We start from the raw sequence: 20,018 nt of genomic DNA, 5'->3' as shown, positions 1-20,018 counted from the left end.
AAACCGCCTAACTTTAGACGGTTTTTTGATTTGTTAAACTTATGAATTACTGATTAAGCGCTGCAATGTCATTTAAAATCACCAATAGCATGGCGATGGTAATTGGCGACCCTGACAGCTCATCAATTTGCGCTTGAATGGCATCAAGGGCGGATTGTTTCGCCTCTTGCCACTGAGCAAAAGCTTGCTTTGGATTATCGGTGGCAAGAACGTGGCTGATTACCGCGCGAACTTGCCGCGACAGTCCTGAGCTTAACGCTTGTGCTGCTCGGCGCTCCCAAAGCGTCTCTTGCGGCAGCTTATTAATTTGCGCCATCATCCAATCGATTTTTAAGCGCTGATACACCTCAAAGTATAGCGGCGCAATAGCAGCAACGTCCGCGTTATATTTTTCTGCCAAAAGTGTGGCGTCTAACGCATCAGCGCGATAAGGCATCATGGCAAAAATTGCAGCGGCATCAGTTGGGATACCTTGGTCGATAAGCGTTTGGGTATCTTGGCTTAAATTGGCGGCAAAATGCTGCTCGATAAAACCGCCTTGTTTCACCAAATCGCTGGCGCTGGTTCCAAAGCGGGAAATCAAATCACTGACCATCAGTTCATCATTGAAGTTACTTAACAGCCATAACATGGCTTGGGATTGCAGGTGGCGCAGTTTGAGTTCAAGTTGTAACAGCGCTTGCGCACTGGCAATATTATCAAGGGCTTCCAAAGTTTGCCAAGCTTGGCTCAGCTCAAAAATATCGCGGGAAATGGCATAAGCGCGAACGATGCTGGCAAGACTTTGACCACTTTGCTCAAAGATTTCAAACACCGTTTCAATGCCTAAGCGGTTAACGATGCTGTTGGTCAAGTAAGTGCTGATAATTTCGCGGTGCAACGGGTGCTGTTGCATCTCATCAAAGTAGCGCGTCACCAAGTCTTTGGGGAAGTATTTTTTTAACTCCTCACTAAAATACGCCTCATCGGGAACGCTTGATGCCAAAATTTGGTCATAGACCCACATTTTGCCATACGCCATGACGACGGCAATTTCAGGATGGGCTAAGCCCTCTGCTGTTTTTTGGCGGCGCGCGATTTGCTCATGGCTTGGCAAATATTCAATGGCGCGGTCAAGGCGACCTTCGCTTTCCAGATGCTCAATGATGCGCTGATGGGTTGCTAGGTTAGCGGCAGCATTTTGCGCACTAAGTTCAATCGCTTGCGGCTGTAAGTAGTTTTGGCGCAGTACCAATTTTGCCACGCTGTCGGTCATCGCCGCCAGTAACTCATTGCGGTCAGTTTCGCTTAATTGACCTTTTGCCATGACATCACCAAGCAAAATCTTGATGTTGACTTCATGGTCTGAGCAGTTAACGCCCGCTGAATTGTCAATGGCATCGGTATAAATACGACCGCCATTTCGCGCAAATTCAATGCGACCTTGCTGGGTAAAGCCGAGGTTTCCGCCCTCGCCAACGATACGCGTTTGCAGGTCTTCGCCGTTCACTCGAACAGAATCATTAGCGCGGTCGCCAACGTCATTATTGGTCTCATTTGCACTTTTGACATACGTACCAATACCGCCATTCCAAAGCAAATCAACGGGGGCACAAAGCAGCTTAGCAATGAATTCGTTGGGCGTTAATTGGTCGGCATCAATGGCAAATGCCGATTTCATCTCATCGGTGATGGTGATGGATTTTTCCGCCCGCGAAAATACGCCGCCGCCTTTGCTGATTAAATTTTTATCATAATCTTCCCAAGTGGAGCGCGGCAATTCAAACAAGCGTTTGCGCTCTTGATAAGACGTGTCGCAATCAGGATTGGGGTCAATAAAAATATGTAAATGGTTAAACGCCGCGAGCAGCTTGGTGTGTTTTGATTGCAGCATGCCATTGCCAAATACATCGCCGCTCATATCACCAATGCCAACCACGCTAAAGTCATCGCGAGTTTGAATGTCGCGACCCAGCATTCTAAAATGGCGCTTCACCGACTCCCAAGCGCCGCGAGCGGTGATTCCCATCGCTTTGTGGTCATATCCCACCGAGCCGCCCGAGGCAAACGCATCGCCTAACCAAAAGCCATATTCAGCCGCCAGCGCATTGGCGATGTCGGAGAATTTTGCCGTACCTTTGTCAGCAGCAACGACCAGATACGGGTCATCGTCATCATGGCGGACAACGTCTTTTGGTGGCACGATGTTGCCATCAATAATATTGTCGGTAATATCGAGCATCCCCCGTAAAAATGCCTGATAACATGCTACGCCCTCGGCTAAAAAGGCATCGCGGTCACTGGCATCAACCTCTGATTTGACAATAAAGCCGCCTTTTGAGCCAACCGGAACGATGACCGCGTTTTTGACCATTTGCGCTTTAACCAACCCCAAAACTTCGGTGCGAAAATCCTCGCGTCTGTCCGACCAGCGCAGCCCGCCGCGAGCGACTTTGCCGCCGCGAAGATGAACCGCTTCCACTTTTGGTGAATACACAAAAATCTCAAACATCGGCTTAGGTTTTGGCAAATTTGGAATAGCACTTGCTAAAAACTTAAAGGACAATCTATCTTTTGGTTTGCCATTTTCGGTTTGATAAAAGTTGGTTCGAACCATGGCATTAATTAAGTCTAAATACCATCGCAAAATTTGCTCTTCATCTAAGCGCTCAACGCTTGCTAACTGCTCATTAAGGTTTGATTGCAGCTTTTGCAGGGTGCTGTCGCGATTTTGCGCCGCTGGATTCATTTTTGCATCAAACAAATCAAACAATTCAAGGCTGATGTCACTATGTTTAATCAGCGTTTGTGTGATATAAGCATTTGAAAATGGCGCTTTAGCTTGGCGCATATATTTTGCAAGCGCTCGCAAAACGACGACGTCATAAGTGTCCAATCTTGTGGTTAAAATCAGCTCGTTTAGCGCATCATTTTCAACGCGACCTGACCAAATCTCTTGCAGCGCGCCCTCAAATTGCGGCTGAACGACCGCCATATCGACGGTTTCGACATGGTCAAGAACCAGTTCATAGTCTTGCAGCCAAACTTTTGGGTCGCTTGTTAATTCATACGATTGCGCTTTAATCACTGACACGCCAAAATTTTCCAAAATTGGTAGCACCTTGGTTAGCATCAGTGGCTCGTCAAGACCAAACAACTTTAAATGCAATCGGTTACAAGCTTCCGCCTCACTTTGGTACAACTGCCAAATCAGCGCCTCATCCTTATTAAGCGCGGCAAGTTTTTGCAAATCTTGCGCCGCCACCGAACTGTCAAAGCGCTCATAATACGCCGCCGGAAGGTTTGGCAATAGCGTTGCTGCCATGGTATCGCGCTTGGCATCTGGCAGTTCACTTAAAACACGGTCGTGGTAAGCGGCGCGGCTTTGGTCGGACAATAGCGGATTTGACATAGTGGTGACCTTTTTCATCAGATTTTGTTTTTAATTATTAAAAATAATTACACGAGTCGTTATCAAAAGTAGCTTTTAACCTCAGATTTATTAAAAGTGGGCGTTAAGCTTTCGACCTAAGAAAGTGTAACGCAAGCCGGCATTTTAAGGGCGTTATTAACATCATTTCATGAATGGTTATAATGATGATAACCTTTATTAATAAGACAGATTACCATGCAAATCGCTGAATCATCTGCCGTTTTTAAGGGAATTTTGTTAGAATAATGCTCAACTCGTTTAGCGCTACTTTTTGCACCGTTTTTTGGCAGCGTTATCAATAGCAATATTACTCATAAAGGGCAACTTATCATGAATATTTTGGTTATCGGCTCAGGGGGTCGCGAGCACGCGCTGGCATGGCAATGCGCCAAAGACGCAGCGGTTGAGCGCGTTTTTGTCGCTCCGGGAAACGCAGGAACGGCTTTTGAACCCAAATGCCAAAACGTAACGATTGAAAGTGCTGATAACAGTGACCCAAGCAACCACGGCGCGGTCATTGAGTTTTGCCAAAATAATGCCGTTGATTTGGTGATTGTCGGTCCTGAAGCGCCGCTTGTTCATGGCATTATCGATGCTTGCCGTGAAGCTAACATTCAAGCTTGGGGACCTACCGCTTATTGCGCTCAGCTTGAAGGCTCAAAAACCTTTGCCAAAGACTTTATGCTAAAAAATAATATCCCAACGGCAAGCTATCAAGGCTTTACCGATGCGGCAGAGGCAAAAGCTTACGTTGATAGCCAAGGCGCGCCAATTGTGATTAAAGCGGACGGCTTGGCGGCAGGAAAAGGCGTCATTGTCGCTGAAACTGTAGCAGATGCTCATGCTGCCATTGATGACATGCTTGCCGGCAACAAATTTGGTGACGCCGGCAGCCGAGTGGTCATCGAGCAGTTTTTAACCGGTGAGGAAGCCAGTTTTATTTGCATGATTGATGGCGATAACATTTTGCCAATGGCAACCAGTCAAGACCATAAGCGCGCCTTAGAGGGCGATTTGGGAGCAAACACCGGCGGTATGGGCGCGTACTCGCCTGCCCCTGTGGTTACCAAAGACGTTCACGACAAAGTCATGAGTCAAGTCATCGAACCCGTCGTTACTGCTATGAAAGCTGACGGTCATCCTTACACTGGATTTTTATACGCCGGATTGATGATTGATGACCATGGTAACCCATTTGTTATTGAATTTAACTGCCGCTTTGGTGACCCTGAAACGCAGCCAATTTTGATGCGCCTTAAGTCCTCTATCGTTCAGTTAATTAAAGCCGGACTTGACGGTCAGTTGCCAAACAGCGCGGATTGGGACTCACGGGTGGCGCTTGGTATCGTGTTGGCATCAAAAGGCTACCCTGAATCGTCCTCAAAAGGCGATGTGATTACCGGATTGCCAAGCTTAGCGGCGGATAATGATGCGGTCAAAGTCTTTCACGCCGGAACTAAAGCGCTTGATGATGGCAGTATTGTCACCGATGGCGGTCGCGTGCTTTGTGTTACCGCTTTAGCCGACAGTATTGAAAATGCTCAACAAGCTGCGCTTAGCACCATCGGTGCTATTAGCTTTGATGGCATTCAATACCGCCGCGACATCGGTCACCATGCCATTCGCCGTGAGCAACATTGCTAGTTTGACCTGTTTTTGTAAGCTGTAAAATAAAAAGCTCAGCTGCCGTCTGAGCTTTTTTAGTGCTTTGGTGATAATCGGTAACCGCCTGCGCTAACCGGTCATTTGTGTGCTACAATTTTGTCATTCGACTTGTATTGTTGGCCGAGCGCCTACAAATCATTTACCATCTGACCTTACTTGATGACTGATTATATTTATGGCTCACAATCCGACCAAACCGCCTCATGATAAGCAATCGATTGACAATCTGAAAACCTCAGGATTTGAGCGCCGATTGTCCATTGCCAAAACGTCATTAAATATCGGTAGGCGCTGGGCAGGAAATAGCGTCTCTGGGCTATTTTTGGACAAAGACACCAAGGCGCGGCGTAACCAAGAATTTATGGAATCCCAAGCGCATTATTTGGCAGAAGAATTGGGTAAATTAAAAGGCTCAGTTGTCAAAATTGGTCAAATGCTAGCGCTTTATGGCGAGCATATTTTGCCACCTGAAATTACCCGCGCCCTGCAAACGCTTAATGATGATACCGCAACGCTACGTTGGGAGCGCATTGAACAAAATTTGCGCCGAATTTTGGGCGATAAGCTTAATGATTTGGACGTTGACCCAAATCCCATTGGCACCGCTTCCCTTGCCCAAGTTCACCGCGCCACCATTCGCAAAACTGGTGAGCAAATCGTTTTAAAAATTCAATACCCTGGTGTTGCTGATGCCATTGACTCGGATTTGGCATTATTTAAGCGCTTATTAAAGGTCAGTAATATCGTTCCGCAAACACGGGCGCTTGATGCTTGGTTTGAGGAAATCCGCGACCTTCTGCATCACGAGGTCGATTATGAGGCGGAAGCGGCAACCACTGAGCGCTTTTATGAGCGTCTAAAAGATGACCCGCGATATGTCGTTCCGAAAATTAACCGCCATTATTCAAGCCCAAGACTACTTTGTATGACGTTTGAGTCCGGCGTCTCGGTAACTTCAAAAGAGGTTCAAGAGCTGCCTCATGAGCGCCGAAACCAAATTGGTCAAGCCGCTATCGAAATCATGATGCAAGAAATCTTTGTTTGGGGCGAAATGCAAACCGACCCAAATTTTGGCAATTACTTGGTGCGTTTAGGTCAAAATGGCGAAATGGATAAGCTCGTTTTGCTTGATTTTGGTGCAATTCGAACCTTTGATGCCGCGCTCTTGACCATTGCTCGCAACTTGTTAACCGCAGGCTATTATCATGACCATAACGCAATGATGGCAGCGATGACAGGATATAGTTTTTTCGATACGATGAGCCCGAAAGTTAAATCTGACGTTGCCTCACTCTTTTTACTCGCGACCGAACCGTTTAGCGACCCTGAAAAAAATAAAGACATTCCGGCGGATTGTTTGGATGACAATTTGCGCTATATTTGGGCAAATAGTCAGCTGCATTCGCGGATTTCGGCGGCGGCGACCAAAGCAATGCAGTCGTTTGAGTTTAATTTACCGCCAAAAGAGTTTATGTTTATTAGCCGCAAATTTATCGGCGCTTATACCTTTTTAACCGTGATTGATGCCCATACCGAATCGGAAAAGTTGGTGAAAATTTTTATTTAGTTAGAAATTTTTCTTGTAATTTTCTATGAAAACTTCTATTTTCTTTAGTTGCTTTCTTTGATATTTTATTACTTACTTAGGCTATTTTATTAAATTATTTTGCTCTATCTTTTTATTTTAAAAGTTCTAATTTTCTTTAGGCAACCAATCATCAAATCGCGTTTTATAACCGCTGGGTTTTGCCATGGTAAGCTGCCAACACGGCTCGCCGCGAACAAGATATTTTACTTCAAAATGGGTTCGCTGACTATCGCTTGGTACACACGAGCGCTCAACTTGCAGTTGCCAAACCTCACGAGCTTGCGCCTCGCCATTGTCAATATACGCCTCGATGTTACTGGCTAGCACAATTTGCCCGCCCGCCTGTAACCGCGATAATAAAAACTCAAAAAACGGCATATTCAGCCATTGCTGATTGGGGTTTTGCTGCTCAGGATTCGGGTACAAAATAAATATCTTGCTTAATCGCTTTGGCGGCAGCGCAAACACCGTCCAAGCAATCGCATCGGCGTGAATGGCGGTTAAATTGGGAAAGGATGCTTGCAAAGCCAGTTTTTCAAACGCCATAAATTTATTTTTGGTGCGCTCAATGGCGATTAAGTGACAGTTTGGCTGGGTTTTAGCAAAGCTTAACGCATGTTTGCCGCGACCTGCACCAATTTCAAGGGCAAGCGGTGCTTTTGTTGCCACCACCTCAGGAACAAAAAAATCACGCGGTAAAAACAGCTTTTCAGGTAAAAAGGCGCGGCTGTGGTAATGGCTTAGCGTTGTCATATCAGACTCTTAAAATGGATTTTGGCGTGTTGTCTTTTCGTTATGGCGTGCTATTATAACGGCTATCGCGTGCGGAAAACACCGCCGAAACTTTACTCATTGCTCAAATTACTTAAACCTTTATGATTGATACAAATTCTGACGACAACAACAATAACACCCCTACCCCAAAGCAGTTTCCCTGCCCTAAGTGTGGTAAAAAAACGGTTTGGCAAGACAATGCCTTTAAGCCGTTTTGTAGTGAGCGCTGCAAATTGATTGATTTGGGCGCTTGGGCAAGTGAAGATTACCGCTTGCCTGCCGACACCGCGCCATTTTCCGATGAGCTTTAAGCCGCCCGTTTAGTTTTTATTCATATCAATTTTACCATTGCCAAATTAAGGACAAGTTATGCCAGCCACCTATCTTATGCCGACTTACAGCCGCCAACCCATCAGCTTTACGCGCGGTGCGGGCAGCTGGCTTTATACCAAAGACGACACCGCCTACCTTGACGCGCTCACCGGAATTGCGGTTTGCGGCTTGGGGCATTGCCACCCAAAAGTGACCGAAGCCATTTGCGAGCAAGCAAAAACCTTGGTTCATACCAGCAATTTATTTGGTATTGACTGGCAAGAACGCGCCGGCGAAGCGCTTTGTACGGCAGCAGGAATGGACAGCGTATTTTTTGCCAATAGTGGCGCCGAAGCCAATGAAGCCGCGCTGAAACTGGCGCGACTTTTTGCGCACAATCAAGGCTTTAGCCACCCAAAAGTCATCGTGATGGAAAAATCCTTTCACGGTCGAACGCTATTGTCATTATCCGCAACGGCAAATCCTAAGGCGCGTGAAGGCTTTTTTACCCTTGATGACGACTTTATCCGCGTACCGTTTGGCGATATTGACGCGATTAAACAAGCGGCTCGTGATAATAATGAAATTTGCGCCATTTTGGTTGAGCCCATCCAAGGCGAAGGCGGCTTAAATACCGCGGACAATGGCTTTGGTTATTTAGAAGACTTGCAAGCTGAGTGCGACGTCAACAACTGGCTGTTTATGATTGATGAAGTTCAAACCGGCAACGGTCGAACCGGCAAATATTTTGCCCATCAGCACAGCAGCGCAAAGCCTGACGTATTGACCACCGCTAAAGGCTTAGGCAATGGCTTCCCCGTTGGCGCTTGTATGGTTCGTGGTCGCGCAGCCGATTTGTTCGGTGCAGGAAGCCACGGCTCAACCTATGGCGGAACGCCACTTGCCAGCCGCGTGGTTCATGCCGTTTATGAGGTGCTAAAAGACGGCGACATCATGCAAAATGCCGTAACAGAGGGCAACTTTATCGCCCAAAGCATCAAAGATGAATTGAGCGGCTTTGATATTGAGTCGCGCGGCGCAGGGATGATGATTGGTATCGTCTTACCTGAAAGCACTGATTGCAGCATGCTCGTTGACCGCGCTCGCGATGAAGAACAGCTGATTATTAACGTGACTGGCGGTCACGTCATTCGCTTGTTACCGCCTTTAAACATGGCGCGAAATGAGAGCGAACAAGTGGTTGAACGCTTAACAAGATTAATCAAATCAACGTTAAATAAATAGTTTAAAAGTCTTCGATACTAAAAACCCCAAATCAACTTTGGGGTTTTGTTTTTGACTACTTGTTGAATAATCAATCAGCTGGCATGAAAGTATTTTTTTAACACTTCCAAACAGCGGGTAATTTTTGCCGGTTGCTGCTCGCGGTTTAACGTCACCGCATAAAGTACAAAGCTTGGCAATCGATAACCGGTCAACACTTCGACCAATTCGCCATTTTCAAGCTCTTTTTTGATGTCCATTTCCATCATTCGCACCAAGCCATGACCTTCTTTGGCAAGAGTGGTTGCCATAAAGACGTTGTTGGTATGGATTCGCGAGGCAAGCTTATTTCGCGATTTTTTACCGGTTTCTGTTTGGGTCAGCTCAATTTGGCTAGCATCTTTCATAATATCAATGCAAATCAGCTGATGGCTGCTCAAATCTTTTGGCGACTCAATCTTATCACGACCGCGCAAATATTGCGGTGAGGCGACAAGCAGTTGGCGAACGTCGGTGAGCGGATGGCAGCTAAGACTTGTGTCATTGATGCTAGGGCTCATGCGAATGGCAATGTCGATGCGCTCGTCAATCATGTCAATATAATGATTGTCCGCCAAATAGGTGATGCTCAAATCATCGTGAGCCGCCATCCAAGTGGAAAGCGCCGGCAAGATATGGTTGACACCAAGCTCAGGGGTGGTAGCAATGCGCAGGCTTCCGGCAAGCTCATCGCGGAGCTGATTGACTTTGATTCGACCTTGTTCAGCGGCGCTAACCACGTCTTTGGCAGCTTCATAAAAGCTCTCGCCAGCTTCCGTCAAGCTTAGCTTTCGGGTGGAGCGGTGCAATAGCACGACGCCAAGCTCATTTTCTAATGAGCGGATTTGCTGACTGACCGCGCTGGTTGTGATGCCAAGTTCACGCGCTGAACCGCTAAACGAGCCGTGACTGACCACACTAGCGAACACTGCCATGCCGCGAAGGTTATCTAACATACTCTCACCTAAACTATTTTCAGTTTTTAATTTATCTTAACCATTATAACTTAGTTTAAGTATTATTTCACCTATTGATAATTCTCATCGTCTTAAAAATCAAAAACAAAGTCTTTTATATCAAAGCATTGCCTATAATATATTGTTTGCTAATTTGAAATAGCATTATTAAAAAAAATTTTGCAAAAGTTAAACCTTAACAGCCTATTTTTTAACTGTTTAGCAAATATTAAGGGTCAGTGAGTTCAATTTTTGTCAGCATCCCCTCGCCTTGGTCATTCAAGTATTGCATCACAGGTGACTGTGAAATCATTGTTTTTGCAGCGTCTTGTGCTTGAGCAAAGCGTTGCTGCTGACGCTCAAAAGGCGTGTCGCTTCCTGACTGCATCAAGCTGCCATCAATTTCTAAGCCAATTTGCGCGCCATGAAACTGCGCTTGAATCTTGCTTGCTAGCTGCTCAAACGTTGATTGCATGTGCCGGTTGTCATGAGCGGTAATTAAGGTTGCCGCGCCGTGACACTCGCCGACCATCACCCCTTGACGGGCAAGCGCCAGCTCATCAGCGGCGAGCAGTCCCTCAGCTCGCGCCGATTGCAGCCAATAATCCCATTTCTCAGGCGACCATTGACCACTCAACTCTTGCGGTGGACACGTCAATAACTCGCGTGGATCATTTACTGTCAATTGAGAATCATTTCGCGCCAGCTCAAGGTTTGGCTCAAGGTTTGGCTCAAGGTTTGGCTCAAGGTTTGGCTCAAGGTTTGGCTCAAGGTTTGGCTCAAGGTTTGGCTCAAGGTTTGGCTCAAGGTTTGGCTCAAGGTTTGGCTCAAGGTTTGGCTCAAGGTTTGGCTCAAGGTTTGGCTCAAGGTTTGGCTCAAGGTTTGGGGAAACTGGTTGATTCGGATTTTGATAACTTTGCGATTCAAAATTGCTTTCGTTATGGATTTGGTTTTCTGCAGAATTATTTAACTCTAAATTTGGTTCAAATTCATTAACATAACTTTCGCTAAAACCTTCCGAACCTATCGCGCCATCTTCACTGCCATAAGAAATGGTTGTAACACTTTGATTGTCCCAATTATTATCAGATAAAGGTTCATTTTGATTATAAACGTTCAAACTACTGTCATTAGCAAAACTTTCTTCTGCTAACGGCTTTAAATCTGTAGTTATCGCTAAATTATCAGCCGTAAGATTTTGCTCATTAACGCCCAATTCCGCACTTTGATTTTGCGATGATTGATTTTCTATAAAAGCTTCTTCTTCAATTGGTTGCGGTGCACTAGGAGCAACATCAATCATCTCATCATGACCAAGCGGTCGAAATGCTAAAAGCCGCAAAAGGCACATTTCAAGCGCTTGCATGGGTGTACTTGCAAGCTTCATCGTCTCGCGGGCTTGAACGACGATTTCATAATACAATTGCAGTACTTCAGGTGACATTATTTGCGCAAGCTTAGAGATTTGCGCGGCTTGCGCCTCATTCACATTCAAGGCAACTTGGGGCAAAAGCTGAGTGAGCGCAAGCTGATGCAAAAGCTCCGCTAACCCATCAAACATGCTTGCCGCATCGACCATTTGCGACCGCAATTGCTCAATATGTCGCGCGACCGCTGCTTTATCGTTTTGATAAATATCGGCAATCAAGCGCACCAAATCCGCCGAGTCAATCAGCCCAAGCATGGCGTTGACCGTCTCATCATCCAAATGACCTTGACCAAAAGCAATGGCTTGGTCGGTCAAGGATAAGGCATCGCGAACTGAGCCTTTTGCCGCATTGGCAAGTTGCCAAAGCGCCGGCTGAGTGAACGAAATCTGTTCTTGGGTTAAGATATTGCCCAAATGCTCGCTGAGCAGTGCTTGCGGCAAGGGTCTAAGCACAAACTGCAAGCAGCGCGAAATGATGGTAATCGGCAATTTTTGCGGGTCGGTGGTGGCAAGTAGAAATTTTACATGCGCAGGCGGCTCTTCAAGCGTTTTGAGTAGCGCGTTAAAGCTGTGGGTTGAGAGCATGTGAACTTCGTCAATGAGGTACACTTTATAGCGCCCCTGACTTGGCGCATAAGGCACATTGTCAAGCAGCTCGCGGGTGTCCTCAACCTTGGTTCGGGACGCGGCATCAATCTCAATGAGGTCGATAAAGCGACCTTGGTCAATCGCCACGCAGTGCTCACAAACGCCGCAAGGGGTGCTGGTCACGCCCGTATCGCAGTTTAGGCACTTTGCCAAAATCCGCGCTATCGTTGTTTTGCCCACACCGCGAGTTCCGGTGAACAAATACGCGTGATGCAGCCGGTTATAATCGATAGCATTAATGAGCGCTTTTGAAACGTGCGACTGCCCAATCAGCTCATGAAAGTTTTTGGGGCGATATTTTCGGGCAAGAACTTGATATTGCGGCGTCATAGTCATCCAATTTGGCGGCGATTTTGGCGTTAAATTCACGCTTTTTTAGAACCATTATTATAGCAAAAAGCCAGCTTTCATGACTGGCTTTTTGGCTTATTTATGCTTATCTTAAAAAGCTAAATACTTGCTTTTATTGCTATTATTTCTCAACTTTTCGGCGCATATGCGGGAACAAAATCACATCGCGAATACTTGCCGAATCGGTAAATAGCATCACTAAGCGGTCAATACCAATACCCTCACCGGCTGTTGGTGGTAAGCCATAAGATAAGGCTTCGATATAATCTTCGTCAAAGTGCATGGCTTCATCATCGCCGGCATCTTTTTCAGCGACCTGACCGTGGAAGCGCTCGGCTTGGTCGGCAGGGTCGTTCAACTCACTAAAGCCGTTAGCAAGCTCGCGACCACCAACGAACAACTCAAAGCGGTCGGTAATCTCCGGATTGTCATCACTTCGGCGCGCAAGTGGCGAGGTTTCCGCAGGATATTCGGTGATAAAGGTCGGCTGACGAAGTTGGTGCTCTGCTGTTTCTTCAAAAATGATGGTTTGCAATTTGCCCACGCCAAACACATCTTTAACCTGCTGCTTTAACACATTTTGCGCGTAATCTGCCAAATAATCGCGGTTGTTAATTTGGCTCATGTCAAAGTTTTCAGCATATTTCGCAATCGCATCCACCATCGATAGACGCGCAAACGGTGCTTTTAGGCTGATCGCTTCGCCTTGATAGGTAATTTCGGTCGTCCCCAAAATGTCATTGGCAAGCTCATTAAATAAGCGCTCGGTTAAATCCATCAAGTCATGATAATCAGCATACGCTTGATAAAATTCAATCATGGTAAATTCAGGATTGTGCCGAGTGGAAACACCTTCGTTACGAAAGCTTCTATTGATTTCAAATACTTTTTCAAAGCCGCCAACGACCAAGCGCTTTAAATAAAGCTCGGGCGCAATTCGCAAATAAAGCGGCATATCAAGGGCATTATGATGAGTAATGAATGGTCTTGCCACCGCGCCACCAGGGATGGGATGCATCATCGGCGTTTCGACTTCCATAAAGCGCTCGTTGAGCATAAATTTGCGAATGCCGCTAATGACCTGACTTCTGATAATAAAGGTGTTTCGGCTGGCTTCGTTGGTCATCAAATCCAAATGGCGGCTACGATAGCGCGCTTCGATGTCTGCCAGACCATGAAACTTATTGGGCATGGGGCGCAGCGATTTGGTGAGCAGCTCAATACTTTCAATATGAACGTACAAATCGCCCTTTCCTGAGCGACCGATATAGCCTGAAACGCCGACAATATCGCCCAAATCAAGTGATTTAATTAAGGCTAGCGTGTCCTCATCAAGCTCTTTTCGGGCAACGTACAGCTGGATGCGACCGCTCATGTCTTGGATAACAATAAACGCGCCGCGATTGAGCATCACGCGACCGGCAACTTGAACCTGAACCTTCTCGCCTGCCGCTACCTTTGCTTCAATGTCTTCTTTGCTGACGCCGTCAAACTGAGCTTGCAAATCTGCTGCAAAATCTGAGCGTTTAAACTGGTTGGGGTACGGCTGCTTTCCTGAGGCTTTGATGTCATCAAGCTTTGATTGCAACTGGGCTATCAGCTCGTTGGTTTCTTCAAGCGTCGGTTGGGCGGTTTGGTCTTGGTTGCTTTGCTTTGCCATAGTTATCTCAAGTAAGTAGTTATCTCAAAACGGTCTTAAAAGTATAAAATCAGAATGTTTCAACGGTATTTTTAAAGCGGTTATAAACAATAAAATCGCTTAAGCCTCACCGCCAATACTTGCCATCAAGTCGGCTTGGTGCTCACGAAGCAGCGCGTCAAGCAGCTCGTCCAAGTCGCCTTCCATGATAGAATCAAGCTTATAAAGGGTTAAATTAATCCGGTGATCGGTCATTCGACCTTGCGGAAAGTTATAAGTTCGGATGCGCTCGCTACGGTCGCCGCTTCCCACCAAATCGCGGCGGATGGAGTCGGCAACATCAACTTGAGCTTGAACTTTAGCTTGCTGAATTTTTGAAATCAGCATTTTCATGGCTTTGTCGCGGTTTTTATGTTGGCTGCGCTCTTGCTGACATTCCACCACCGTTCCGGTTGGGATATGGGTTAAGCGAACCGCTGAATCCGTGGTGTTCACGTGCTGACCACCCGCGCCACTTGAGCGAAAGGTATCCATTTTAATGTCAGCAGGATTTAAGTCAACGCTGTCATCAATCTCAACTTCAGGCATGACCGCAACCGTACAAGCAGAGGTATGAACGCGACCTTGGCTTTCGGTTTCAGGAACGCGCTGAACGCGGTGAGCGCCAGATTCAAACTTTAAGCGACCATAAACGCTGTTGCCAGAAACTCGAGTAATGATTTCTTTATAGCCGCCGTGCTCGCCCTCGTTTGCCGATAACACTTCAACCGTCCAACCTTGGGTCTGAGCGTATTTTTGATACATTCGAAACAAGTCGCCGGAAAAAATCGCTGCCTCATCGCCGCCCGTTCCGGCACGGATTTCCAAAAACGCCGGAACTTTATCGTTCGGGTCTTTTGGCAGCATCATGACGTTGAGTGTTTCTTCCATCTGCGCGATGCTGTCTTTTGCCTGCTCGATTTCCTCTTGCAGCATTTGCTTCATGTCGCTGTCCGTGGTATCGCTTAGCATCTCGCTTGCATCGCTAATGTCGGTTTCGGCACGGTTGTAATTTTGCCAAAGTGCGGTGATGTCCATCAAATCGCTGTGCTCGACCGACAAGGCGCGAAACTGCTGATTGTCGCTGATGACGTCAGGGTCGGAGAGCAGCGCGGTGACCTCTTCAAAGCGGTCCGCCATTTGGTCAAGGCGCAGTCGTAAGGATTCTTTCATAAAGTCGGTTCAGTCTTGTTTAAAACGAAAGCGCAATTATAGCAAATTTTTAAGCTAAAATTAACTTTGATTGCAAGCTTAAGCTTCAAGTCCGTTAAACTCGAGTTAGTTAAACAAGACCACTTAAAAAGCACAATCAAAAGCCGCAAAAAAATAGCCAAGAATATTTTATTCTCAGCTATTTGTCAGGCTAATAGCTTGCCTTAAGCTTTACGAACCAACACCGAACCAATCGAATAGCCTGCGCCAAACGAGCAAATCACCCCCAAATCACCGGATTTTAGCGAATCTTTATAGCGGTGGAATACAATCATTGGGCTTGCTGAGCTGGTATTGGCAAATTCGTCAATGACCATAGGTGCAATCGCTTTATCCGCGTCTTTGCCAACGACCGAGCGCAAGATTAAATCAATCATGTTGCAGTTGGCTTGATGAAGCCAAAGCATTTTAACATCTTGAGGGTCAACATGATTTTCTTGCAACTGCTCAGTGATGATTTCCGACACTTTTGGGCAAACTTCACGGAACACTTTGCGACCATTTTGTAAAAACAACTTATGAGTCACCGGCTCTTTGATATCAGGATACATTCCAGTTCCTGCGGCTAAAAACTCTGAACGGTCCATAAAACCGTATTCGTTTTTAATGTTGGTTGAAAATTGGGTAAACAATTTAGCATCCAACACTTCATAGCCTTTTGGCGTGTCTAAATCTTCGATAATACAAGCCGTTGCCACATCACCAAAGATAAAATGGCTGTCACGGTTGCGCCAGTTCAAGTGCGCTGAGCTAATTTCAACGTTCACCATTGCCACGCGTTTGGCAAGTCCGGTTTTGATGTTGCCTTGAGCCTGAGCGATACCAAAGGTTGCCGCGCTACAAGCCACGTTCATGTCAAATGCAAAGCCACCTTTCATGCCAATGGCGTTTTGAATTTCGATGGACAGCGCCGGATACGTTCGCGGAAAGTTCGAGCAGGCAAGGATAATGCCGTCCAAGTCGCTGGCTTCAAGTCCTGCATCTTTTAGCGCGTCTTTGAGCGCTGCCGTTCCCATTTCGGCGGCAACCGACAGCTCTTTTTCCATATCGCGGCGCGGAATGATGGGCGCCATGATTTCAGGGTTTAAAATACCTTCTTTTTCAACCACGTAGCGCGACTTAATTCCAGAAACTTTTTCGATAAATTCAGCCGATGAATGTTGAAGTGCGGTTCGCTCACCGGCCTCGATTTCGCTTGCGTGCTCGTTATTATAATTATCAACGTAGGTATTAAACGAGGTCACAAGCTCCTCGTTACTGATGCTAAAAGGTGGGGTATAAAGACCGGTGCCAGTGATACAAGTGGTCATGGTTTGCTTCCTTGTTGACAATTTGCGAGCTGCAAATGCGTTGATGCTTTTGTTAAAAGTTTTATTAAAACGGTTGCTAAAAAATTGTACCGCTTTCGCCACTGCTTTAATCACTATTATCTCAATAACTTTTATCTTAGTGAATAACTGTAAACTAAACGGCAATACTCTTTATTATGCCTGAATATTTTAATTTATCTAATAGTTTGTTACAAATAAGGCGCTTTGAATCGATTTAATTGCCAATATCGTCAGCCGCCTTACTTAAGTTATAATTAAAGCCCTCTTTAAATGGCGACTTAAAATAATAAAAAAAGGCAAAACGTATGATTGAGCTGTTATTTGGGCAATATGCCGATTATCCGACGCTATTTATTGTCCTTGAGCTGATTGCGGTCAGCTTTGGGGTGGTAAGTGTGCTGCTGGCGTCACGGTTAAGCATTTTGGTATTTCCAGTTGGGATTATCAGCACCGCCATCTTTGTTTACTTACTTTGGCAATGGCAGCTGTTTGGCGATATGCTCATTAACGCCTATTATACGGCGATGAGTGTTTACGGTTGGCTGAACTGGTCAAAGCATCAAACCAAAACCGATGAGCCAAAAGTTGAGCACATTCAAAAGCGTGATTTGCCGCTGCTTGCAACTTTAGGCAGTGTCAGCGCGGCATTTGTGGCAATCGTTTATTATTTTCGACCTGTGATTAACAATCACTTTAGCTTTGAGGGCGCAGTCCTTGGGCTAAATTTATTCACTTGGGTTGATGTGACCGACATGCTGACCACCGCGCTATTTTTAATTGCCATGTGGCTGATGGCGCGGCGCAAAATTGAGCATTGGCTGGTTTGGATTGTTGCTGATACCATATCGGTGCCGCTTTATTTTTATAAAGGCTATACCTTTACCGCTTTACAATATGTGTTGTTAACGCTCATTGCTATCAAGGCTTACTATGACTGGAAACAAAGTTTTTCCCGACAATCTCAAGCAAGTTACGCCTAAATCGGTCAAAACGATTGCCATTTTGGGCGCTGAATCTACCGGAAAAACCACGCTTTGCCAGGATTTGGCGGCAGCATTTAACAGCCCTTGCGTGTTGGAATTTATGCGCGACTATCTACAAAAAAAATGGGATGAGCTGCAATTAACCTGCACTTGGGAGGATTTAATCCCTATCGCCCAAGGTCAAATTAACCTTGAAAATACCCAAGCGAAAATCGCCGCAAAATCAGGCGGTTATTTATTTTGCGATACTTGTCTGTTTGAACTCATGGTTTATTCTTATTGGTATTATGGCGACTGCTCAAAAGCCCTTGAAGCGGCGGCGCTTTCTCATCATTATGATTTGGTATTACTCACTTGCGTTGATACTCCTTGGGTTGCCGATGACTTGCGTGACAGTCCCAATGAGCGCGGCGCCATTCGCGATTTTTTTGTAAAAATGCTTAATCGCCATCAAATTCCTTTTTATAACGTTGGCGGCAGCCGTGACGAGCGCGTTCAACTCGTTACAACTTTGCTTGCTGAGCGTTAACTCAATCCTACAGACAGCAACCCAGAAATCATCAATAATAAGCCAAGTCTAGCTGATTTTTAAAATAGCGTTTTTAAAAACAGGCATTTTAAAAGAACGATAAAAGACGAGGTGACGTTATGACAACGATAATAAAAAAAACACCGTTAAGCCAAGCGCTGATTTTAAGTAGCCTTGCTTTAGCCGTAAGTGCTTGCCAAATGCCAACGGACAGCATTAAACCGCCGCCAAATTCGGGCGACGCTACAACACCACTGCCAAAACCACCAACGACCAGTCAACCTACGCTGCCCATAGCTTCATGGTCAAAAGCTGCCATCAGCCGCAGCCAAACGGACGCCGTTTACTTTCAAGAATGGGCACAATCGCAAACCAAAAATACTTGCCCAATGCTTGCCCTTCCCAAAAACGCCAATGCGCAAATCAAAGGTCACAGCGTTCGCCGAGCCAACTTTTCTGGCGGTTGGGGGGTGGCTTACGACTTGCCAAACGAGCGCAGCGCTTATGGCGTTGCCAATGCAGGAACGCTGCAAGCCGGCGAGCAAGTCTATAACAGTTGGCCTTATAATATCGTTTATCAGGACGGCAGTACAGCAGGCTACGGTCATGAAGGCGGCGACCCATCAGCAAAATGGTTGGCTTATGTCGTTATTCCAGAAAATCGCTGTTTTTATAATGTTTGGAGTGCTCAAGGTCAGTTTCATCTTGAACAAATGCTTTTGGAGTTAAGACGAGTTAAGCCTTAGGTTTACTTCCTGTTTATTTTTACTTAGGCTATTTTGTAAAAATAAACATGGCTTAGTTTAGGTATCACTACTTAAACTAATCCCGCCAATAAACTTTCATAATCAAATCTTGACGCGGTAATCGAAGCCTTGATTTTAATTCTTGACGCAGCGCTTTGGCATCGCCTGCTTCAAGTGCGCCCCAAACTTTATCAATGTTAACAGGGCTTTTTTGAATGAGGTTTAAAATCTCTTCTTGAACCTCAGTTTTTGCCGTTTTGCTAATGTGATAAATGCCATCCAAAAAACCATCTTGCGCGGCTAAAGTTTCTGACAGTTTGCAATCGGTCAAATAACTAAGCTCTTTTGGGTCGTTAGTCACGGCAACAACTAAAGGCGCGATGGGGTTTTGCCATTGTTCAAGCAAATTGGCGACCGTTGGCATGGAAGTTTCATCACAAATTAACAAGCACTGACCTTGGGTTAAATGGGCAATTTTTTCAGGATAATCACGGACACTGGTCAGCTCATCCCCTGCCCCCATCGCCCGCGCCCAATTGCTGCCTGCCGTGTCGCCGTGAACAAAGACATCAATCCAAGCCAGCACCTGCTCATTACCGTCTTCTATTTCATGCCAAGCTTTGCGCAAAGTGTAATAACGTTGCAACTTTGGCGAATCACCCTTTTCACTTAACATATTAAATAAATAGGCAAATCCGGCATGATTAAGCGGCGTATCTTTTGGCGCCCGAACGACAAGACGCAGCATATTGGCACTGGCAAAATAGCTATCAATGACGGTAAATCGGCGCTGCTGAAGTTTAATGGACAGTCTGCCAAGCGATTTAGCCGCTGTTTGCAGCAAATAAATATATTGCGATTTAATGGTGACATCGCCCGCAATTGGCTCTTTAAACTCAATAAAATGCGGTTCGCTATCGTCATCATTGCTGATTAATAGCCCATCGGTAAAGACCTCTTGAACCAAAACGGTAGCGTCATCACTCACACTATCATCGGTAAAGGCTTCGATAAACATAGCAAGTTCATCTTGATGCTCTTCGTTAACGTGATTCATAAAGCCGCCTTTCACCGTTAAAGGCAGGGGTATTTTTTTTGACAAATCAACAGTTTGGGCAGTGGCAGTCATATGTCCTCTTTA

Annotated in this window: 15 protein-coding genes; 7 read left to right on the top strand and 8 right to left on the bottom strand. The window is 45.9% G+C overall.

Annotated features, from left to right (window positions below; all coding sequences use genetic code 11):
* Positions 1–46: 46 nt before the first annotated feature.
* Positions 47–3,391 carry an NAD-glutamate dehydrogenase gene (locus tag ACZ5XY_RS10795; RefSeq protein ID WP_464741558.1) on the bottom strand — a complete coding sequence of 1,115 codons (3,345 nt, stop codon included), beginning with the start codon at positions 3,389–3,391 and terminating at the stop codon, positions 47–49.
* 351 nt (positions 3,392–3,742) lie between these two features.
* On the opposite strand from ACZ5XY_RS10795, the gene purD reads away from it, so the two are divergent.
* Positions 3,743–5,056: a phosphoribosylamine--glycine ligase gene (gene purD, locus ACZ5XY_RS10790; protein WP_464741556.1), complete on the top strand. Its 1,314-nt coding sequence runs from the start codon at positions 3,743–3,745 to the stop codon at positions 5,054–5,056.
* A gap of 196 nt (positions 5,057–5,252) precedes the next feature.
* A complete protein-coding gene (locus tag ACZ5XY_RS10785; protein WP_464741554.1) occupies positions 5,253–6,644 on the top strand; it encodes an ABC1 kinase family protein in 1,392 nt (463 codons plus the stop codon).
* Positions 6,645–6,770: 126 nt separating this feature from the next.
* Here ACZ5XY_RS10785 and ACZ5XY_RS10780 read toward each other — a convergent pair whose 3' ends face one another.
* On the bottom strand, positions 6,771–7,418 hold the full coding sequence (locus ACZ5XY_RS10780; protein WP_464741552.1) for a class I SAM-dependent methyltransferase: 648 nt from the start codon (positions 7,416–7,418) through the stop codon (positions 6,771–6,773).
* Positions 7,419–7,540: 122 nt separating this feature from the next.
* Between ACZ5XY_RS10780 and ACZ5XY_RS10775 the strand changes: the two genes are divergently transcribed.
* Both ACZ5XY_RS10775 and ACZ5XY_RS10770 read left to right on the top strand, forming a co-directional pair.
* A complete protein-coding gene (locus ACZ5XY_RS10775; protein ID WP_464741550.1) occupies positions 7,541–7,750 on the top strand; it encodes a DNA gyrase inhibitor YacG in 210 nt (69 codons plus the stop codon).
* 58 nt (positions 7,751–7,808) lie between these two features.
* Positions 7,809–8,996, top strand: coding sequence for an acetylornithine transaminase (locus ACZ5XY_RS10770; RefSeq protein ID WP_464741548.1), 1,188 nt, complete (start codon positions 7,809–7,811; stop codon positions 8,994–8,996).
* Positions 8,997–9,070: 74 nt separating this feature from the next.
* Here ACZ5XY_RS10770 and ACZ5XY_RS10765 read toward each other — a convergent pair whose 3' ends face one another.
* From ACZ5XY_RS10765 to ACZ5XY_RS10745, 5 genes are all read right to left on the bottom strand, one after another.
* Positions 9,071–9,970, bottom strand: coding sequence for a LysR family transcriptional regulator (locus ACZ5XY_RS10765; RefSeq protein ID WP_464741546.1), 900 nt, complete (start codon positions 9,968–9,970; stop codon positions 9,071–9,073).
* A gap of 229 nt (positions 9,971–10,199) precedes the next feature.
* Positions 10,200–12,377 (bottom strand): DNA polymerase III subunit gamma/tau, encoded by a 2,178-nt coding sequence (gene dnaX / locus ACZ5XY_RS10760; RefSeq protein WP_464741544.1) that lies wholly within the window; start codon positions 12,375–12,377, stop codon positions 10,200–10,202.
* 142 nt (positions 12,378–12,519) lie between these two features.
* Positions 12,520–14,058, bottom strand: a complete 1,539-nt coding sequence (lysS, locus tag ACZ5XY_RS10755; protein ID WP_464741542.1) for a lysine--tRNA ligase — start codon at positions 14,056–14,058, stop codon at positions 12,520–12,522.
* Positions 14,059–14,157: 99 nt separating this feature from the next.
* Entirely contained in the window at positions 14,158–15,249 is a 1,092-nt protein-coding gene (gene prfA, locus ACZ5XY_RS10750) for a peptide chain release factor 1 (protein ID WP_464741540.1), read from the bottom strand.
* A gap of 203 nt (positions 15,250–15,452) precedes the next feature.
* A complete protein-coding gene (locus ACZ5XY_RS10745) occupies positions 15,453–16,598 on the bottom strand; it encodes a beta-ketoacyl-ACP synthase III (RefSeq protein ID WP_464741538.1) in 1,146 nt (381 codons plus the stop codon).
* Between the two features lie 326 nt (positions 16,599–16,924).
* Here ACZ5XY_RS10745 and pnuC point away from each other — a divergent pair, with 326 nt between their 5' ends.
* From pnuC to ACZ5XY_RS10730, 3 genes are all read left to right on the top strand, one after another.
* Entirely contained in the window at positions 16,925–17,599 is a 675-nt protein-coding gene (pnuC, locus tag ACZ5XY_RS10740; RefSeq protein ID WP_464741536.1) for a nicotinamide riboside transporter PnuC, read from the top strand.
* On the top strand, positions 17,550–18,131 hold the full coding sequence (locus ACZ5XY_RS10735) for an AAA family ATPase (protein ID WP_464741534.1): 582 nt from the start codon (positions 17,550–17,552) through the stop codon (positions 18,129–18,131). The genes pnuC and ACZ5XY_RS10735 overlap by 50 nt, the downstream gene beginning before the upstream one ends.
* A gap of 119 nt (positions 18,132–18,250) precedes the next feature.
* Complete coding sequence (locus ACZ5XY_RS10730; RefSeq protein WP_464741532.1) at positions 18,251–18,877, top strand: hypothetical protein; 627 nt, start codon at positions 18,251–18,253, stop codon at positions 18,875–18,877.
* Between the two features lie 76 nt (positions 18,878–18,953).
* Here ACZ5XY_RS10730 and ACZ5XY_RS10725 read toward each other — a convergent pair whose 3' ends face one another.
* Complete coding sequence (locus ACZ5XY_RS10725) at positions 18,954–20,006, bottom strand: siderophore-interacting protein (RefSeq protein ID WP_464741530.1); 1,053 nt, start codon at positions 20,004–20,006, stop codon at positions 18,954–18,956.
* Positions 20,007–20,018: the final 12 nt, after the last annotated feature.

This window comes from Psychrobacter sp. GTC18467, assembly GCF_055397455.1.
Note: the sequence above shows the minus strand (reverse complement) of the source record. Positions and strands in the feature narration are given on the sequence as shown.

Excerpts from the sequence above, each read along its gene's own strand:
- ACZ5XY_RS10725 (WP_464741530.1), bottom strand. The coding sequence starts at position 20,006 with ATGACTGCCACTGCCCAAACTGTTGATTTGTCAAAAAAAATACCCCTG.
- lysS (WP_464741542.1), bottom strand. The coding sequence starts at position 14,058 with ATGGCAAAGCAAAGCAACCAAGACCAAACCGCCCAACCGACGCTTGAA.
- ACZ5XY_RS10785 (WP_464741554.1), top strand. The coding sequence starts at position 5,253 with ATGGCTCACAATCCGACCAAACCGCCTCATGATAAGCAATCGATTGAC.
- dnaX (WP_464741544.1), bottom strand. The coding sequence starts at position 12,377 with ATGACGCCGCAATATCAAGTTCTTGCCCGAAAATATCGCCCCAAAAAC.
- ACZ5XY_RS10795 (WP_464741558.1), bottom strand. The coding sequence starts at position 3,391 with ATGTCAAATCCGCTATTGTCCGACCAAAGCCGCGCCGCTTACCACGAC.
- ACZ5XY_RS10735 (WP_464741534.1), top strand. The coding sequence starts at position 17,550 with ATGACTGGAAACAAAGTTTTTCCCGACAATCTCAAGCAAGTTACGCCT.
- ACZ5XY_RS10770 (WP_464741548.1), top strand. The coding sequence starts at position 7,809 with ATGCCAGCCACCTATCTTATGCCGACTTACAGCCGCCAACCCATCAGC.
- purD (WP_464741556.1), top strand. The coding sequence starts at position 3,743 with ATGAATATTTTGGTTATCGGCTCAGGGGGTCGCGAGCACGCGCTGGCA.
- ACZ5XY_RS10780 (WP_464741552.1), bottom strand. The coding sequence starts at position 7,418 with ATGACAACGCTAAGCCATTACCACAGCCGCGCCTTTTTACCTGAAAAG.
- ACZ5XY_RS10730 (WP_464741532.1), top strand. The coding sequence starts at position 18,251 with ATGACAACGATAATAAAAAAAACACCGTTAAGCCAAGCGCTGATTTTA.
- ACZ5XY_RS10775 (WP_464741550.1), top strand. The coding sequence starts at position 7,541 with ATGATTGATACAAATTCTGACGACAACAACAATAACACCCCTACCCCA.
- ACZ5XY_RS10765 (WP_464741546.1), bottom strand. The coding sequence starts at position 9,970 with ATGTTAGATAACCTTCGCGGCATGGCAGTGTTCGCTAGTGTGGTCAGT.
- pnuC (WP_464741536.1), top strand. The coding sequence starts at position 16,925 with ATGATTGAGCTGTTATTTGGGCAATATGCCGATTATCCGACGCTATTT.
- ACZ5XY_RS10745 (WP_464741538.1), bottom strand. The coding sequence starts at position 16,598 with ATGACCACTTGTATCACTGGCACCGGTCTTTATACCCCACCTTTTAGC.
- prfA (WP_464741540.1), bottom strand. The coding sequence starts at position 15,249 with ATGAAAGAATCCTTACGACTGCGCCTTGACCAAATGGCGGACCGCTTT.